Here is a 17988-nt window from a genome sequence, read left to right as displayed (position 1 = left end):
CCCTAAATTAAACTTTCCATTTCTTCGTACTGGCCAACTTCGAGCACTCCATTGGCGACATTGATGACCAGTACTTTTTGTCCATAGGCTATCGGTTTTTTATTGAAGCTTGCTGCAGGCTTGGAAATCCGGCCGCTGATGCTTTCAATCAGCACCTCGCCAAACCCGTCTTCCGGTACAGCCGTTATGACAATGCCAGTTCGGCCTCTTAAGTCGCTTTCCTTATATACAAGCGATTCTTCAGCCTTTGAAAGCGGGATGAGGACAAAAATGTTCAATAACGCGACTAAAATAAACGAAATGACTGCTGAAACAGCGGCTATCAGGATGCTGTGGAAAGAGGTGAGCTTCTCAGCCAGATAGCCTATGGCCGAGAACAAAGTAACGAAAGAAAAAATCAGTGTAGGGTTGATGAACCCTTCAAACATGGCGCCGAGCAAATCGCCGAATAATAAATATAGGATCGTAAGGGCTCCTGCAACCACCAGTGCATAAAAATAAATGGTTTCCAAAGGCATTCCAAATAGATGCATCCTTCATCTTCCTTTGCTCTTTCTTTTAAGCCTCAAAGCCTCCCCGTCTTCCTGCCCTCCTTCTTATCTGATAATCTTAATACGGGGAAAAATAAGGAAAAGATTCAATATATATAAATATTTTACTATTTTAGGTGCTTTTGGAAAAGGGTGGAGAGAAGAATTATAGGCGGGTCCAGCAAATTCGTTTAATTTGGAGATTATATCCGCTAGAATAGGGAGGAAGTGAACAGAATGATACAGAAGAGGTGTTTCTATGAGGCAAAGGGATATTTTCATGGCTTTTCTCCGGGTGGGCCTGCTTGGCTATGGAGGCGGTCCTTCTTCCATTCCGTTGGTACATAAAGAAGTCGTGGACAGATATAAATGGATGAATTCGGATGAGTTCAGTGATGTTCTCGCTCTTGGAAATGCGCTTCCCGGCCCGATTGCCACTAAGATGGCGGGGTATATCGGCTATCGTGTCGGAGGACTGCCTGGGATGCTCAATGCCCTGGCTGCATCCATCGTGCCGACCATCATCTTGATGGTCTTGCTGCTAACCAGCCTGAATGCCTATAAGGATGAGCCCTGGGTGCATGGAATGACGGAAGCAGTGGTTCCCGTGGTTGCCGTGATGCTTGCCGTGCTTACATGGGATTTTGTAAAAAAAGCAGGCCAGTCAAAACTTGGCTGGAAATGGACTGCCTTGTTCCTTATCGGCAGTTTTGTGCTCCTTGAGCCTATCGGGCTTCATCCGGCCATCCTTATTTTTGTTTTGCTTGCGGGAGCTCTTCTTATTAGAGGAAATGCAGCCGGGAAGGGGAAGAGTTAACCATGATTTATTTAAAAATTTTCTGGGCGTTTTTTATTCCGGGAATCCTTGGCTATGGAGGTGGGCCGGCCTCGATTCCACTGATTGAAAATGAAGTAGTCGGCCGTTACGGCTGGCTCACCGTAAAGGAATTCAGTGAAGTGCTGGCTCTTGGGAATGCGCTTCCCGGCCCGATTGCCACAAAAATGGCTGGTTATATTGGCTATGAACAGGCGGGAATCCTTGGCGCGGCAACAGGGGKTTTTGCTACTGTAGCTCCATCGCTGATTCTTATGATCGGTTTGCTGGGATTGCTGATGAAATATAAGGAATCGCCGAAAGTGAAGCGGCTGACAATCGTGATCCGGCCGGTCATTGCGGTCCTGCTCGGAGTGATGACCTATGATTTCTTTTTTTCTTCCTATAATGGCACAGGAATATGGCAGACGATTTTCATTGGAGGACTCAGCTATATACTGATGGAAAAACTAAAAGTCCATCCAGCGTATGTCATTGGCGGTGCTATGATATATGGAGCCATATTCCTAGCTTAGGGCGACGAGTGCCTTCCTTATATGCTATAGTTGCATGGTTGTGAAAGTTTAAATGATTACTGGCATTTGAAATGCTAAATCTTAATAGAAAGCAGGCAGATGCATGTGGCTTTTAAAAAGAAACAGTTTATTGCTTTGGGACTGACCATTTTCTTTTTATTTGTATTGCTTTTTGTCATATTGGGGCTGACGAGTACCATCAAATCCAGTATGCTCGAAATTGTCCAGGACCGCTATGACAAGGTCAACCGGGCAATGGAAATCAGGCAGGATGTTTTTCAATCGGACAGGAGGATCCTTCAGGCGCTGATGCTGGGTGAGGAAGGAAGCACTGCAGCTGCGGGTACGGATGTAATTGGGCTGTCAGCAGCAATCCGTGAAAATATTTCCGAGCTTGAAGGCATGCTGACCAGAACCCAATCAAAGACTTTATTAAGGGAAGTAAAGGCAGGATATGAAAGCTTTGCCGCAATGGAGACCAGAATTCTTGCCGGATTGTCCGCAGGGGCTTCACAGGATGAAATGATGGCCATCTATAATGCTGAAAATGCTGCACGCAGCCAGCTGTTCGAAAGTCTCAACAGCTTCAGGGATTATCAGGAAGGCTTAATAGGCGAGGCATTGGAAGCTTCCAATGAAGCCTACAGCCAGCTTATCGCCTCGCTTGTGACAGCGGTGGCGGCGGCCGTCATCCTGATTTCTGCTGCCACTCTGTGGGTGATCAGGAGTACCAACCGCAGCCTTATCAGCATTACAGAGGGAATTCAGGCGATTGATTATGATAATCTTTCCGAAATCCCGCGCCTGAAGCAGGAAACCAATGATGAAATCGGGCAAATCGCTTTATCCTTTAACATGATGGCGGCTTCGCTCGAAAACTACCATGCACAGGAAAAGAAATACACAGCTGAAATAGCCGAGCAGAACTGGATTCAGACCCAGTCCGCCGAGATCATCAATCTCTACCATAAAAGCACGGAGGTTGAGGCATTGGCTGAAGGCTTCCTGGCCAAGCTCGCTCCTTCATCCGGTGCAAGTCTCGGTGCTTTTTACCTGATGGATGGCGATAGGAGCGGTACGGTCCTTAAAAAAATTGCTTCCTATGCAGACAGCGGTGAAACACCGGCGAGGGGAACCATCCATGAGAGGGAAGGGCTTGTGGGGCAATGTGCCCGTGATGGCAGAAGCATCTATCTTGAGGAGGTGCCCGAAAACTTCACGCCCGTCAAAACAGCTTTCGGAGAAGCGGTACCTGCCTGCATCCTGATTTCACCGGTCATCGTGAAGGATGAAGTGGTGGCTGTCGTGGAATTGGCCGCCTTGAGGCACTTCACCAAGCCTGAAAAGGCCTTGATTGAAAAGGTGCTGGAAACGCTGGGAATTGCGGTGACCAATATCCTTGGAAGAATGGAAGTCGAAAGGCTGCTTCTTGAGTCACAGGCACAGACTGAAGAACTCCAGTCCCAGTCGGAAGAGCTTCAGGCCCAGTCCGAAGAACTGCAGACGCAGGCTGAAGAGCTGCGCATGATCAATGAGCAGCTTGAAGAGCGATCAAGGGACGCCGAAGAAAAATCGGCAGAGCTTCAGAAAGCAAAGACAGAACTTGAAGAACAAGCGCGCCAGCTTCAATTGAGCTCCAATTATAAATCCGAGTTCCTAGCGAACATGTCCCATGAGCTGAGGACGCCATTAAACAGCATCCTCTTGCTGTCGGAAATGCTGACAGAAGACGAAGAGGAGGCTCTTACCGAAGAACAGAAGGAATTTACCCGGGTTATCCATTCTTCCGGCCAGGACCTTCTTGACCTGATCAACGATATCCTCGATCTTTCAAAGGTAGAGGTCGGAAAGCTGGAGGTTTCATTTGATGAGGTGAATATCAGGGATTTCAGCAATCGGATCAGTCAGCTGTTTGCCCACCTGGCTTCTCACAAAAACCTTGAATTTACTGTAAGCACTGGCGAGGATCTGCCAGACGTTTTCCATACGGATGAACAGCGGCTCCAGCAAATCGTCAAGAACCTGCTTTCCAATGCCTTTAAGTTCACCGAGGAAGGGTCGGTGAAGGTGAATGTTGAGACCCCTGGCCTTTCGGAGCTTCAAAGGCTGCCAAACTGGACGGAGAGAAATGACTGGCTGAAAGTGTCTGTTGCAGATACCGGAATCGGCATCAGTCCGTCCAAGCAAAGGATGATTTTCGATCCATTCCACCAGGGCGACGGCACCACCATGAGAAAATACGGCGGTACAGGGCTAGGTTTATCCATCTCAAGGGAATTCGCCCGGCTGCTGGGGGGAATTGTCCAAGTGGAAAGCCAGGAAGGAAAAGGAAGCACCTTTACCCTTTATATCCCCAGCTTGCCTGATGGCCTTCCGGAAGAAACGGAATTCCCTTACGTCCCAGTGAACGAGGAAGTGGCCCCGGCTATGGAGGTGGCCCCTGGATCTTTGGCAGATGAACAGAACATCCACGATGCCGGTGAAGCTGGACATGAAGATGAGGCAATCAGCCGTCTGGCCGGAAAAACGGTGGTAGTAGTCGATGATGACCGCCGGAATATCTACGCGCTGACCAATGCCCTTAAAAAAGAAGGCATGAACATACTGACTGCAGAGAACGGGGAGGAGTGCCTCGATCTATTAAGTCAGACAGACCGGGTTGATATCATCCTCATGGATATCATGATGCCGGTTATGGATGGATATACGGCCATGAAGAAGATACGCAGGCTGGAAAAAGGGGAAGACATCCCAATTATCGCCTTGACAGCAAAGGCGATGAAAGGCGACAGGGAAAAATGCCTTGAAGCGGGCGCCTCCGACTATGTCAGCAAGCCGCTTAAACTGGACCAGCTTTTATCTGTCATGAGAGTCTGGATCACCAAGGAGTAAAAGAGGAAATCTTATGGATAAGGAAGAATTGGAGTTAGAGTTGCTGCTTACTGCAGTCTATCGCTTGTCAGGATTCGATTTCAGGCAGTATATGAAATCATCCATTTTAAGGCGTGTCCAAAACAGGATCCGTCTGGAACAGCTTCCCGGGATTTGCCGCCTGACTGAAAAAGTGATAGAAGATGAAACAACGTTGAAGAAGCTGCTGCAGGACTTTTCCATTAATGTTACGGAGATGTTCAGGGATCCTTCCTTCTTTAAGGCTTTCCGCGAGACAGTGGTCCCGCAGCTTCACAGCCTTCCTGAAATCCGGATATGGCATGCTGGCTGCTCTACTGGGGAAGAGGCTTACTCGATGGCCGTTTTACTGGCAGAAGAAGGGCTTGGCCCGCGTGCGAAAATTTATGCCACCGACATGAATGAAATGGTTCTGCAAAGGGCAGAGAAAGGGATCATTCCCCTGACAAAAATGCAATTATATACGAAAAACTACATCCAGGCAGGCGGTAAAAGCTCTTTTTCGGAATATTACCAGACGGACAGCCAGTTCGCCTACTTTGATTCGGAACTGTTGAAAGGCATTATGTTCGCGCAGCATAATCTTGTCACAGACGGCTCCTTTAATGAGTTTCATGTGATCATTTGCCGGAATGTACTGATTTATTTCAACCCTGGTCTTCAGGCAAAAGTGATGGATCTTTTCGATGAAAGCCTCGCTTCCGGCGGTTTCCTGGGCCTCGGAAGCAAGGAAGCGATCCGGCCGGAGATGTCAGGATCCTTTGCGGATTTTTTACCTGCAGAAAAAATTTATCATAAAAAGTGAACAGCATTTGCAGAAAAGAGCGTGAAACAATTTGTTTCACGCTCTTTTCTTTTGAGGGCAAAATAATTAAATGAATGGAACCAACATAAAAATAATTCCTCACCCCGTTGTAGCCGAAGCTTTTTAATGATTGACGCAATGTTAGCCAATGGTTAAAATGTTTCCTGTAGGAAACTTTCTTAGTTTCGTGCATAAAATGAACCAGAATCAAAAAATCTGATATTAAATATAGGGGTGAAAATCCAGTGACAGAGAACATCTTGTTTGCCTTCGGACTGACTTTAATGGCTGGTTTGGCTACAGGGATTGGCAGCCTTCTAGCTTTCTTTACATCAAGGACAAATACCAAATTTTTATCGCTAGCCCTGGGGTTTTCTGCGGGTGTCATGATTTACGTTTCCATGGTGGAAATATTCGTGAAGGCTCGCGAGGCACTCACTGGCGCTTTAGGAGAAGTTCAAGGCAACTGGTGGACGGTGGGAGGGTTTTTCGGCGGGATGCTGTTAATTGCGCTGATTGATAAATTCATTCCCAAACAGAGCAATCCCCATGAATTGAAGAAAGTGGAGGATATGAACAAGGGCCAGGCGGCTAGTGACCCGGCATTGTTGAAGATGGGCATGTTCACAGCTTTGGCTATAGGGATCCATAACTTTCCTGAGGGCATTGCCACGTTTACATCGGCCCTCCAGGATCCGGCGCTTGGCGTCGCCATTGCCATCGCCATTGCCATCCACAATATTCCCGAGGGGATTGCCGTATCCGTCCCGGTGTATTATGCAACGGGAGACAGGAAAAAAGCATTCAAGCTGTCCTTTCTGTCTGGGCTGTCAGAGCCGGTTGGGGCACTGGTTGCCTTCCTTTTCCTGATGCCATTCCTGAATGACGTCATGTTCGGGATTATCTTTGCCGCCGTAGCAGGGATCATGATTTTCATTTCCCTTGACGAATTATTGCCTGCCGCAAAGAAATACGATGAGGCCCATATTTCCATTTACGGCCTCATAGGCGGGATGGCTGTGATGGCATTAAGCCTCCTTCTGTTCATCTAATGGCAAAAACGCTTGGAACGTTCCAAGCGTTTTTTTGTATGTATCTTAGGTTTTCGGTGAGATGGTTTCCTGCCTGGATGAGCACAACGCACATATCATCGGAGGCGTTTGTTTGGTGCTCCCTGGTCAGGATGCAATCGATGGGTTCCCCTTCGGCTGGAAGGAGGGAAGAGGCGGCCGCTTCCAAAAAGCCGCTTTCCTGCCCATGCCTGGCGACTGCCTCCTCAACACCATCCGTAAACAGGAGCAGCTGAAGAGTGTGTTCATAAGAAAGTGTTGTTTTCCGGACCGAAATTTGTTCGAAAAACCCCACGGCACAGGTGCGGTCAGAAAGGGCGACAACTTCCTTGCCATCAATGAGGGCGAAACCGGCTGGATGTCCCGCATTGACGTATTCTACCGTTTTTTTCTGCGTATCAATTACGGTATAGATGGCGGTGAAATAATAAGGAATGTGATGGTTGCGTGAATTGAGGGTATGCATCCAGCGGTTCAGTTCGTCGATCACATATTCAGGGTCGGAACAGCTGTGGATGGAATCACGCAGCACGGAAGAAATGAACATGCAGACAAGTGAGGCCGAGATTCCATGCCCCATCATATCAAGGATGATGGCCGCATACCTGTGCTTGTCAATCCTGTACCAATAGTACATATCCCCTGCAAGTGTATTGGCCGGCAAGTAGGAAGCTTTCATCAGGATATGGTCATGAAGGATGGGCTCGCTTAGCATGCTTGTTTGAACCTGCATCGATAATTCGAGTTCATTGCGGATTTTTTCATCCTGCTTTTTATGCCAGTCTTTCTCTGCTTTTAAGCGCAGCACAACACGCATGCGGGCAAGCAGTTCTGTTTTATTTATGGGCTTCATCACATAATCAAGCCCGCCGACATCCAAGGCTTCGGCAACTTTGTTTGAGTCCTCAAGGGCTGTCACGAAAATGATCGGTATGTCTTTTAAATGAGGTGTTTCCTGTATTCTCCGGCATGCTTCAATGCCGTCGATTTCGGGCATCATGATATCCATTAAAATTAAATCAACCGGTTTTTCAACCGGGCTTGGATGGTCTATTTGCAGGTAATCGAACATCTCCATTGCGGATTTGAACGATTTATAGTCACTATACCCTGCCCGGCTTAAGATTTTTTCAATGACAAACAGATTAACCTGGTTATCATCGACGATTAAAATCCCCATTCCTTTACCCCTTTTACATTAAGTCTGCTTCTATATGTATATCCTGTTTCTTATACCCTAACATACTCAAAGGAAAACCTCCCATGGATTGACTTATCTTTTCAACGTGTAAAGAGGCCTGGATTTATGAGCAGGTGTTCTGTAAATTGTAAAAATAAAGGAGGAAATAAGGTTCGCTGTTTGAAAAAGAAGGAAATCTGTACAATAATATAATTACTGGAAATGATTTTGACCTGAGGGAGAGTTATAGTGAAAAAAGAAAAAAAATCTAGATATTTAGCTGGTATTTCACTTGCAGTGATGGCGGCCGGCTTTTTGCTGACCATTCCTTTTCAGGAACATTTATGGGGAAGGCTTTTACAGGGTGGATTCGAAGCGGGGCTTGTCGGCGGACTGGCCGACTGGTTTGCTGTCACCGCCCTTTTTCGCCATCCGCTGGGATTGCCTATTCCGCACACTGCCTTGCTTCCGAGAAATCGGGAAAAGCTGACAAAATCTTTGATTCGGATGCTTGAAGAGGAGTGGCTGACCATGGCCAGCATCCTCGATAAAATCAAGCAAATTCGCATTACGGACAAATTGTTTGGAATCATCAGGCGTGAACTTCAGACTGAGCAAGTCAAAAAAGCGATCCACCGGCTGCTGCTTGAGACAGTTGAGAGGGTCGACCTGCAGAAATTGGCTCCTTTTATCGAAAAGGAGCTCAAAGGCTACCTCTCTTCCGTAAGGGCGGACCGGATCCTGAAGGCAGCAGCAGCGGGAATACTGTCCCGCCGGTACGAAGAAGCTGCTTTCGACTATGTGCTGCAAGAGACAGGGAAGTGGGCTGCAACAAGGGAAGCAAAGCAGACCATGGGCCGGCTCGGAAAACAGCTGATTGAAACCACCGAAGCGGACGGACTCCTGAGGTTCGCCATTCAATCCTTCAGCTCTTTGGTGAATGAGGATAAAATGGGCCAGATCATGCAAACGTTCATTTTGAACAGGATCCGGAATGTCAGCCAGCCTGACAATCGCTATCGGGCCTTAATCCTGGACTGGATCAGAAAAGAACTCTCCGGCCTTGAAAACAGGGAGCAGCTTATGGAAGAAATCAACGGGTGGAAGAATAAGCTGGTAGAAGAATTGGAATTGAATGAACAAATCAGCGGCCTGCTCGAACAAGCGAAAGAACGCATTTTGCAGATGTTCCGGGAGGAAGGGTTCGTGGAATCCCAAATCGTACCAGTTATCATCCGGTTTTTGGATGAGATTGAATCAGATGCTGAAAAGACAGCGAAAATAGAGGCCTGGATCCATAAACAGACAGCGGGAGCAATTGAAAAGAACCACTCCAAAATCGGCATGCTGGTGAAGGAAAACCTCGATAAGCTGGATACAAAAACCTTGATAGCGATGCTGGAAAACAATGTTGGCAAAGATTTGCAGTGGATTCGGGTAAACGGAGCATTATGCGGTTTTATAATCGGCGTGTTCCTGACTGTATTCAAGCTGGCTGTTTACTGATTTCGTTGCAGGGGAAAGCCATAACTTAAGAGAGAAGGTTTGCGATGGGTGAACAGTTGGTGAAACAGAAAAAGCAAGCGGACCAAAAGGAAAGAATTTGGAGCAAGGACTTCATCCTGATATGCCTGGCCAATTTTTTCATTTTCCTTGGCTTTCAAATGACCTTGCCGACCATTCCGCTTTTTGTTGAATTTCTTGGCGGAAATGACCAGCTGATCGGACTTGTTGTCGGGATATTCACTTTTTCCGCCCTGTTAATCCGTCCATATGCCGGGCATGCACTTGAAGCAAGGGGCAGAGGAAGTGTCTATTTGGCAGGGCTCGTTATTTTCGTGCTGTCTGTCGGATCATTCGGATTCGCAGCAGGCATGTTCCTCCTGTTTGCATTAAGGATTGTGCAGGGGATTGGCTGGGGTTTCTCCACGACCGCCTCGGGTACCATTGCGACCGATTTGATTCCCGCAAAACGGCGCGGAGAAGGGATGGGCTATTATGGGCTCTCGGGAAATGTTGCCCTGGCAATCGGTCCTTCGCTAGGGCTTGGGCTTGTGGGCGTTCTCACATTTCGGGAGCTGTTTTTCATTTGTTCGGGGCTGGGACTTGCCGCTCTGCTTATGGCTTCGAAAATCACATACAAGAAAGTGGAAGGGAAGGCGGAGAAGGCTGCGAACGTTAAATGGGATTTTTACGAAAAGAGCGCTCTGAAGCCTTCCATGCTCCTGTTTTTTATCACGGTCACATTTGGCGGGATTGCCGCCTTTCTCCCCCTTTATGCGGAGCAGAAAGAGGTGGCCGGAATTCAATGGTATTTTCTGATGTTTGCCATCTTCCTGATGCTTTCCCGGACTTTTGCCGGCCAGCTGTATGACCGCAAAGGGCATCAGGCGGTGTTCATCCCCGGTGCAGGATTGATATTGGCCGCGATGCTGCTCCTTGCATGGCTGCCAAACAGCGGTGTCCTTTATCTTGCCGCTGCCTTGTATGGACTGGGTTTTGGTTCGCTCCAGCCCGCCCTTCAGGCTTGGGCTGTGGAGGAGGCGCCGCGCAACCGAAAGGGGATGGCAAATGCGACGTTCTTTTCCTCCTTTGACCTTGGTGTGGGAATCGGCGCCATTACATTTGGCCAGATCGGCCATATTTGGGGCTATCCAAGCATCTATATCACTTCGGCTGTCTCCGTGCTGGTTTCCATTCTTCTGTATATGTATCTGCTTGTGAAAAACAGGCAAGCAGCCTGATGCCGGCAGCCCCCGGCCATTTTTAAAAACCAAGTAAGTTTGATTGGGTGGGAAGATACCATGAAAATTCTTGTGATTGAAGATAATGAAAGTGTATGTGAAATGATAGAAATGTTCTTTTTAAAGGAAGGAATAACCGGGAAATTTGTGCATGACGGGCTTTCCGGCTATACCGAGTTCAGGAATGGCGGGTGGGATCTGCTCATTGTGGACTGGATGCTGCCGGGGATGGACGGGGTTTCCCTTTGCCGGAAAATCAGGAAGGAAAACAGTGAAGTGCCGATCATCATGCTGACGGCTAAAGACAGTGAGTCCGACCAGGTCCTTGGACTTGAAATGGGCGCCGATGATTATGTAACCAAGCCGTTCAGCCCGCTGGCCCTGATGGCACGAATAAAAGCGGTGGCGAGAAGGTACCAGAAGGCCGGCGGTGACAGCGGGAAGAAAAATATGCTGCAGACCCGGCACTTCACGATAGACAAGGACACGAGGGAAGTGATGTTCGATGGCGTCCCGGTGCCTAATCTGACACCAAAAGAATTTGATCTGCTCGCTTTTTTCGCCCAGCATCCGCGCCAGGTGTTTACAAGGGAGCAGCTGCTTGAGCGGGTGTGGGGCTACCAGTTTTACGGTGATGAACGGACGGTGGATGTCCATGTCAAGCGGTTGAGGAATAAAATTGGCACGGCCGAGAATCCCTATCTCCATACGGTATGGGGAGTAGGATATAAGTTTGATGAGTCGGTGGCCATCCATGAAGGTTAAATATCTCTACCAGCAGCTTTTCAGCCATATCAGCGTCCTGCTGGTGGCTTTTGTTGTTTTAAGCCTGCTGTTTGCGCAGTATGTGGAAACCCTTGTTTATAAGGATAAAACGGACGAGCTGATCAGCTATGGCGAAAATATACTCGCGGACCTGGAGCGGGGCAGTGAGAGGCCGGAGCAGGTAATCAACCAATATGCGAGAGTATTATTCGGCAGGGATATCCAGTTCAGCGTATTTGATGAGCATATGAATCTCCTGAATCCCATCCGCTGGAGGGGCCCTGCCATTGAACTGACCCAGAAGGAGCTTCAATCCCTTCAGGAGGGGCGTCCCATCGTCATCAAATATGACCTGAAACGTTACGACCAGGACGTTTCACTCGTGGCGCTGCCCTATATTGTGGGGGGAAGGTTTATAGGGGGTATCCTTCTTACTTCCCCGATTCAGGGAAACCAGGAGATGATCAGCGACATTAATGACTATTTGCTGTATGCAGCCCTGATTGCCCTCGCTGTGGCGCTGTTGTTAAGCTGGGTGCTGTCAAGGATCCATGTAAACCGGATCAAGAGATTGCAGGAAGCGACCTCCCTGGTTTCGGCAGGCGATTATACAGTGCGGACACCTGCTTCTGAATTTGACGAGATTGGTGAACTGGCCAACGATTTCAATCAAATGGTCGAAAAGCTTAATCTTTCAATGGAAGAGATTGAAAGTCTTGAAAACCGGAGAAGGCAGTTCATGGCCGATGTTTCCCATGAAATGCGGACACCTCTTACGACCATCAATGGAATGATTGAAGGATTAAGAAATGATTTGATTCCCGAAGCGGAAAAAGAAAAAGGCCTGGAACTTGTCGGCAAAGAGACAAAGCGATTGATCAGGCTGGTAAACGAAAACCTGGATTATGAAAAAATCAGGTCCAATCAGGTTACCCTTTATATAGAAAAAATCGAACTGGGCGAGCTGTTTGAAATATTGAAAGACCAGTTGGATTTACAGGCGGAAGAGCGGGGCAATCAAATTACGCTTGAAACAGAAGCGGGGGCAGTTGTCTACGCCGATTATGACCGCATCCTGCAAATTCTGATCAATATTGCCAAGAACTCGATCCAGTTTACCGAGAATGGCACGATAGCGATTAGAGGCAGGATGGAAGCCGGCGAGACAGTCATTGAGATTGAAGACAACGGAATTGGAATGGATCCTATGGAAATTGAAAAGATTTGGCGCCGTTTCTATAAAGCCGATCTTTCAAGGACGGGAAACCCATACGGGGCATTCGGCCTCGGGCTGTCAATCGTCAAACAGCTGGTCCAGCTGCATCATGGTGAAGTTAAGGTAGAAAGTGAAAAAGACAAAGGCACCAAATTCACCATCAGAATCCCCACTCCACAAAAATAAGACAAAAGCTGCAGGAATTGGGCCCTGCAGCTTTTCTCCTTTAAAGCAACAAACGGTGCCTGACCCCCGGCGGAGCAAAGCGGTGATGCGTTGTCGCGCCGGGGGTCAGGCACCGTTTAACTTCTTTTTAATAGCTTGGTTGCATTTTGGTAATAATTTGTTCATATTTCCGGTCTACTATAAGGCTATGGTGATAGTCGAAGGAGGAAATGATGATGAACGATATTGAAAACCAATCCAATAGATATAATGAAGAACCAATGAGGCAGCCAAGGAAGTCTGGGGGATGGAAAAACTTCCTTTCAATGGTCACAGCCGGTGTAGTTGGTTCAGTTCTTACCCTCGGAGCTGTAACACTCTCTGATACCCAAGGGTGGGGAGTGAAGGCTGATGAAACGGCAGGGGGTACAAACCGGGTGGAAAATGCTGCATCCCTCGACACGGTACCTGTTTCAGCCGATGGCACACCAGCCTTAGCAGATATTGTCGAAAATGCTTCCAAAGCAATCGTCGGGATTGTCAATATCCAAAACCAGAACCAGAACCATCCATTTTCAAGAACTCAAGGAAATGTGGAAAGTGGATCAGGGTCGGGTGTCATTTTTAAAAAGCAGGACGGAAATGCTTTTATTGTGACGAATAACCATGTAATTGAAGGAGCATCCAAGCTTGAAGTATCCCTATATAATGGAAAGAAAGCGGATGCAGAGGTGGTCGGAGCGGATCCCTTGACCGATCTGGCTGTCATTAAAATAGATGGGAAGTTTGTTGAAGATACCATTGAATTTGGCGATTCATCGCAGCTAAGGCCTGGCGACCAGGTGTTGGCCATTGGAAATCCGCTTGGCCTCGACCTGTCAAGGACCGTTACACAAGGAATAGTCAGTGCCATCGATCGTGGAATTGAAGTATCCACGTCTGCAGGGGTATGGGAGCTGAATGTCATTCAGACGGATGCGGCGATTAATCCTGGCAATAGCGGCGGTGCTTTAATCAACACTGCTGGACAGGTTATCGGGATTAACTCACTGAAAATTTCCGAGAGCGGAGTGGAAGGATTAGGTTTTGCCATTCCGAGCAATGACGTTTTACCGATTATTAATGAACTGATTAAAACCGGGCAGGTAGCGCGCCCCTATTTAGGGGTCAGCCTTGCGGATTTAGCCCAAATTCCGGAAATGTATAAGCAAAACCTGCCTGAAGATGTCGACGCAGGAACCATGATCACCTATGTTGACCCGCAATCTCCTGCAGCGGAGGCAGGATTGAGGAAGCAGGATGTCATTGTGTCGATAAATGGAGAAGAGGTAAGCAGTTCGGCAGACTTAAGAAAGCATCTGTATTCCAAGGGGAAAAATGGAAACGAAGTAAAGCTAAAAATATACCGCGATGGAAAAGCTGCCGACATAAACGTCAGTTTGTCCTCGAAAAACGCCGAAGCGTAGTAGTTCCTATAAAAGAGGGGTGTCGAAGTTCATTCGCAAACTACGACACCCTTTTCTTTTTTTCGTCATCTTTCTTCTGCTTTAATAATGGAGGAACTTCACGCAAACCGGATCATGAACGGAAATATCAGTCTGCAGCAAGGTGAGTTTGCCAGTTTCCTCATCCCTCGAGTATACAACAAGGTTGCTTGAGTTCTGGTTGGAAGCAACCACGAACTTTTCTGACGGGTCAAGTACGAAATCACGCGGCCAATTTCCTTCTGTTGAGACACGCTCGACCAGGCTGAGTTTGCATGTATTAGGATCAACATGGAAAACGGCAATGCTGTCATGGCCGCGATTCCCGGCATAGATGAACTTTCCGTCTGATGAGACATGAATGGCGCTTCCCTGGTTATTTTCCGTAAACGTATCAGGCAGGGTTGAAATTTTCTGGACTTGCATAAAGCTGCCGTCCTCGGAGCTGTATTCCAGGACAAGGACTTCCGAACTGAATTCTGTCATCACATAAGCGAAAGGCTGTGAAGGATGAAATACCAGATGTCTTGGGCCACTGCCGGGCTTTGTGTTTAATGCAGCCGCCTTGCTTAATTGGCCATTTTCCAGTTTGTAGGTAATTACCTGGTCGGTGCCCAGTTCAACGGCAATAACATATTTACCATCAGGAGTATTCCCGGCAAAATGGGAATGGGCCTTTTCCTGTCTTGGGTCCGGGCCTGAGCCTTCATGTTTGGCAATGGCAGAAGGAGGATGGATGCTGCCATCTTCATTCAATGGATAATGCTCGATGGTTCCCTTATGATAATTTGCGGCCAATACTCCATTCCTGCTGGCAACACTCACATGGCAGGGAGGCGCACCTTCTGAAACAGCCGAATTGATGGGCTCAAGGCTGCCATCCTCCAGGATTCGATAAGCTGCGACACCGCCTGACTCGCCTTCCTTGGCAACTGCATATAAGAATTGATTATCCTCTGAGACAGTCAGGTAGGTAGGGTTATCCAATTTGGCGGCAAGCTTCAGGCCGGAAACTGTGCCTGTCCCGCTGTCGAGGGCAAAAGAATAAATTCCTTCGCTGCCGCCCTTTGTGTATGTACCAATAAAGCCTTGGAATTGTTTGCTGGATGTCATTGTAGTCCTCCTTAAATTATTTTATGAATATTATTACACCAAAACAAAGGCCTGTACAGCAATTGCACAGACCTAGGCTCTCTTGCATCTATTGGCGGTTTGTCCACTCTGTGAATGTCCCGGTGCCATTGCACCCTTGGCAATCCATAGGGGTTACATTATAAACAAATTCATTGACAGGAAAAACGAAGTAGCCTTTGCCAAAACAGTCTGGGCAATTGTTCCGGTCTTCCATGAGGGAAATATGACGCAGGTACCTGGAGTTTTTCCATTCGTTATACGCGTCTAGAAGCCCCACCCTTCATCACCTCAACTTTCTTCCATACTATATTTTTATGTAAAAATATTCAGGGGGGTTCGGGTACAGCTGGTTATTTTTTTGAAAAATAAGACATATTTATAGGAATCCCTGACGAATCAGTACAAGCCGGGGCAGGCACAATGATTTCACATCCAGCTAAGTCCAATGCCTCTTTACAATTTTACAAAACAGGAGTATATTGTATCTTTGTAGCAAGATATCATCTGAGGCTTACTAACAAAGATTCCTTCATCAGCAAGGAAACTCTGATAAAACTAATAAAAAAAGCAGGTGAAAAAATGAAAAGCATCATAGCCAAGCTGAACATGAAAAACTTTATGAGCTTTTTCTTTTTAGCCGTACTCATTCTTTGGTTAAAAACGTATGCCGTCCAGCTCACACAATTTAAGCTGGGTGTTGAAAGTTCATTCCAAGCATTCTTGCTGTTCCTTAACCCGCTGGCTTCGGCCGTTCTTTTCCTCGGACTGGCCATGTTCAGAAAAGGGAAAAAACAGTATACAGGACTCCTGTTCATCTATCTTGTCCTGAGCTTCCTTTTATATGCAAATGTGCTATATTACCGATTCTTCAATGACTTCATTACCCTGCCGACGCTTTTCCAGACACAGAACTTTGGAGATGTCAGCAGCAGCATCCCGTCATTGTTCAAACCGTATGATTTCCTTTTCTTTATCGACTGGATCGTCCTGGCCGTCGTTACGAAGAAAAGCTGGGCTAAGATTGCCCCGGCTTCATACAGCCGCAGAAAAGCCTTTGCAGTCATGCTCCTGGGCCTTGGCATTTTCAGTGCCAACCTTGGCATGGCGGAAGCGGACCGTCCTCAGCTTCTGACAAGGACTTTTGACAGAAACTATATTGTCAAGTATCTCGGAATGTACAACTATACGATTTATGATGCGGTTCAGAGCACAAAGGCCTCCGCCCAGCGTGTTATGGCCGACAGCAATGATATCACGGAAGTCATCAACTACACGCAATCGCAATTCGCCGAGCCCAACCCTGATTACTTCGGGATTGCCGAGGGCCGGAATGTCATTTACATCCATCTTGAGTCCATCCAGAATTTCCTGATTGATTATGAATTGCATGGCGAAGAAGTGACTCCATTCCTGAATTCATTAACTCGAGACAAGAACACCCTGTATTTCGATAACTTCTATCACCAGACAGCACAGGGAAAAACGGCTGATGCCGAGTTCATGCTTGAAAACTCGCTGTTCGGACTGCCGCAAGGTTCAGCCTTTTCGATGAAGGGCCTGAATACCTATCAGGCTGCACCGGCGATCCTTGCCCAGGAAAAAGGATATACTTCCGCTGTCTTCCATGGGAATACCAGGTCTTTCTGGAACCGTGATGAAATCTATAAGTCTTTTGGTTATGACAAGTTTTTTGATTCCAGCTACTACCAAATGAAGCCGGAAGATGTAACGAACTATGGTTTGATGGATAAACCATTCTTCAAGGAATCCATCCCGTTGCTGCAGTCATTGCCGCAGCCGTTTTATTCCAAATTCATTATGTTGACCCACCACTATCCATTCACCATGCCACAGGAGCATGCAACACTGGCTCCACATGTGACAGGTGACAGGTCGGTCGATAATTTCTTCCAGACTGCCCGTTATTCCGACGAGGCACTGGCCCAGCTGTTTGCTGACCTGAAGGAATCGGGATTATACGATAACTCGATTATTGTCATGTATGGCGACCATTATGGAATCTCCAAGAATCATAATAAAGCAATGGAGACCGTCCTTGGTAAAGAAGTGACTCCTGCCAAGTCGGCAGAATTGCAGGAAGTACCTCTCTTGATCCACACTCCAGGGCTTGAAGGCGGAGTGAACCATACGTTTGGCGGGCAGATTGATCTGCTGCCAACTCTGCTTCACCTTCTGGGCATCGATTCCGGGGATTATGTGCACCTTGGAACCGACCTTCTTTCTGAAGGGCACCGGGAGCTTGTTGCTTTCCGCAATGGGGATTTTATGAGTCCGTCTGTAACCTATGTGGAAGAAAAGTACTATGACCCTGATACAGGTGAATTGCTTGAAGAGACGGAAGAATTTGCCCAATTGAAGCAAATTGTCCGGCAGCAGCTGGAGCTATCCGACCGGGTTGTCAACGGGGACTTGCTGCGTTTCTATACACCTGAGAACTTTACGCCTGTTGACCGGTCCGACTATAAGTATACAAACGGTGTGCCTTTGCCTGTGGATGAAGAGGAAGCCGAACCGACAGAACCAGCTGAAGATGATGAAGCTGAAGCGGGGGCGCCATCTGAATCAGCAGGAGGTAAAAAGGTTCAATAAACGAAAAAGGAGCTGCATTTGCGGC

The 17988-nt window shown here is 47.5% G+C and carries 14 protein-coding genes; 11 read left to right on the top strand and 3 right to left on the bottom strand.

Features of this window, described 5'->3' with window-relative positions:
- Positions 1-2: 2 nt before the first annotated feature.
- Positions 3-533, bottom strand: a complete 531-nt coding sequence (locus tag ADU22_RS00585) for an NfeD family protein (RefSeq protein ID WP_053360412.1) — start codon at positions 531-533, stop codon at positions 3-5.
- Positions 534-789: 256 nt separating this feature from the next.
- Here ADU22_RS00585 and ADU22_RS00580 point away from each other — a divergent pair, with 256 nt between their 5' ends.
- The 5 genes from ADU22_RS00580 to zupT all read left to right on the top strand — a co-directional run bounded on the left by ADU22_RS00580 (position 790) and on the right by zupT (position 6647).
- Complete coding sequence (locus ADU22_RS00580) at positions 790-1347, top strand: chromate transporter (RefSeq protein WP_053360411.1); 558 nt, start codon at positions 790-792, stop codon at positions 1345-1347.
- Positions 1348-1349: 2 nt separating this feature from the next.
- Positions 1350-1880: a chromate transporter gene (locus ADU22_RS00575; protein ID WP_053360410.1), complete on the top strand. Its 531-nt coding sequence runs from the start codon at positions 1350-1352 to the stop codon at positions 1878-1880.
- Positions 1881-1985: 105 nt separating this feature from the next.
- Complete coding sequence (locus ADU22_RS00570; protein ID WP_053364408.1) at positions 1986-4772, top strand: ATP-binding protein; 2787 nt, start codon at positions 1986-1988, stop codon at positions 4770-4772.
- 13 nt (positions 4773-4785) lie between these two features.
- Positions 4786-5595, top strand: coding sequence for a CheR family methyltransferase (locus ADU22_RS00565; RefSeq protein WP_053360409.1), 810 nt, complete (start codon positions 4786-4788; stop codon positions 5593-5595).
- 245 nt (positions 5596-5840) lie between these two features.
- Positions 5841-6647 (top strand): zinc transporter ZupT, encoded by an 807-nt coding sequence (gene zupT / locus ADU22_RS00560; protein ID WP_053360408.1) that lies wholly within the window; start codon positions 5841-5843, stop codon positions 6645-6647.
- Here zupT and ADU22_RS00555 read toward each other — a convergent pair.
- On the bottom strand, positions 6640-7845 hold the full coding sequence (locus tag ADU22_RS00555) for a PP2C family protein-serine/threonine phosphatase (protein WP_053360407.1): 1206 nt from the start codon (positions 7843-7845) through the stop codon (positions 6640-6642). The genes zupT and ADU22_RS00555 overlap by 8 nt on opposite strands.
- Positions 7846-8094: 249 nt before the next feature.
- On the opposite strand from ADU22_RS00555, the gene ADU22_RS00550 reads away from it, so the two are divergent.
- The 5 genes from ADU22_RS00550 to ADU22_RS00530 all read left to right on the top strand — a co-directional run bounded on the left by ADU22_RS00550 (position 8095) and on the right by ADU22_RS00530 (position 14201).
- Positions 8095-9351, top strand: a complete 1257-nt coding sequence (locus ADU22_RS00550) for a DUF445 domain-containing protein (protein ID WP_231687820.1) — start codon at positions 8095-8097, stop codon at positions 9349-9351.
- 44 nt (positions 9352-9395) lie between these two features.
- Positions 9396-10589: an MFS transporter gene (locus tag ADU22_RS00545; protein ID WP_053360405.1), complete on the top strand. Its 1194-nt coding sequence runs from the start codon at positions 9396-9398 to the stop codon at positions 10587-10589.
- Between the two features lie 60 nt (positions 10590-10649).
- Complete coding sequence (locus ADU22_RS00540; RefSeq protein WP_053360404.1) at positions 10650-11354, top strand: response regulator transcription factor; 705 nt, start codon at positions 10650-10652, stop codon at positions 11352-11354.
- Complete coding sequence (locus ADU22_RS00535; RefSeq protein WP_053360403.1) at positions 11344-12756, top strand: ATP-binding protein; 1413 nt, start codon at positions 11344-11346, stop codon at positions 12754-12756. Before ADU22_RS00540 ends, ADU22_RS00535 begins: the two co-directional genes overlap by 11 nt.
- 215 nt (positions 12757-12971) lie before the next feature.
- Complete coding sequence (locus ADU22_RS00530; protein WP_231687819.1) at positions 12972-14201, top strand: S1C family serine protease; 1230 nt, start codon at positions 12972-12974, stop codon at positions 14199-14201.
- 81 nt (positions 14202-14282) lie between these two features.
- Here ADU22_RS00530 and ADU22_RS00525 read toward each other — a convergent pair whose 3' ends face one another.
- Positions 14283-15332, bottom strand: coding sequence for a lactonase family protein (locus tag ADU22_RS00525; RefSeq protein ID WP_053360402.1), 1050 nt, complete (start codon positions 15330-15332; stop codon positions 14283-14285).
- Between the two features lie 600 nt (positions 15333-15932).
- Between ADU22_RS00525 and ltaS the strand changes: the two genes are divergently transcribed.
- Positions 15933-17963, top strand: a complete 2031-nt coding sequence (gene ltaS, locus ADU22_RS00520) for a lipoteichoic acid synthase (protein ID WP_053364406.1) — start codon at positions 15933-15935, stop codon at positions 17961-17963.
- Positions 17964-17988: the final 25 nt, after the last annotated feature.

Source organism: Bacillus sp. FJAT-27251 (assembly GCF_001273925.1).
Taxonomy (GTDB): domain Bacteria; phylum Bacillota; class Bacilli; order Bacillales; family Cytobacillaceae; genus Mesobacillus_B.
The sequence above is the reverse complement of the archived record's forward strand: the minus strand, read 5'-3'. Positions and strand labels throughout refer to the sequence as shown.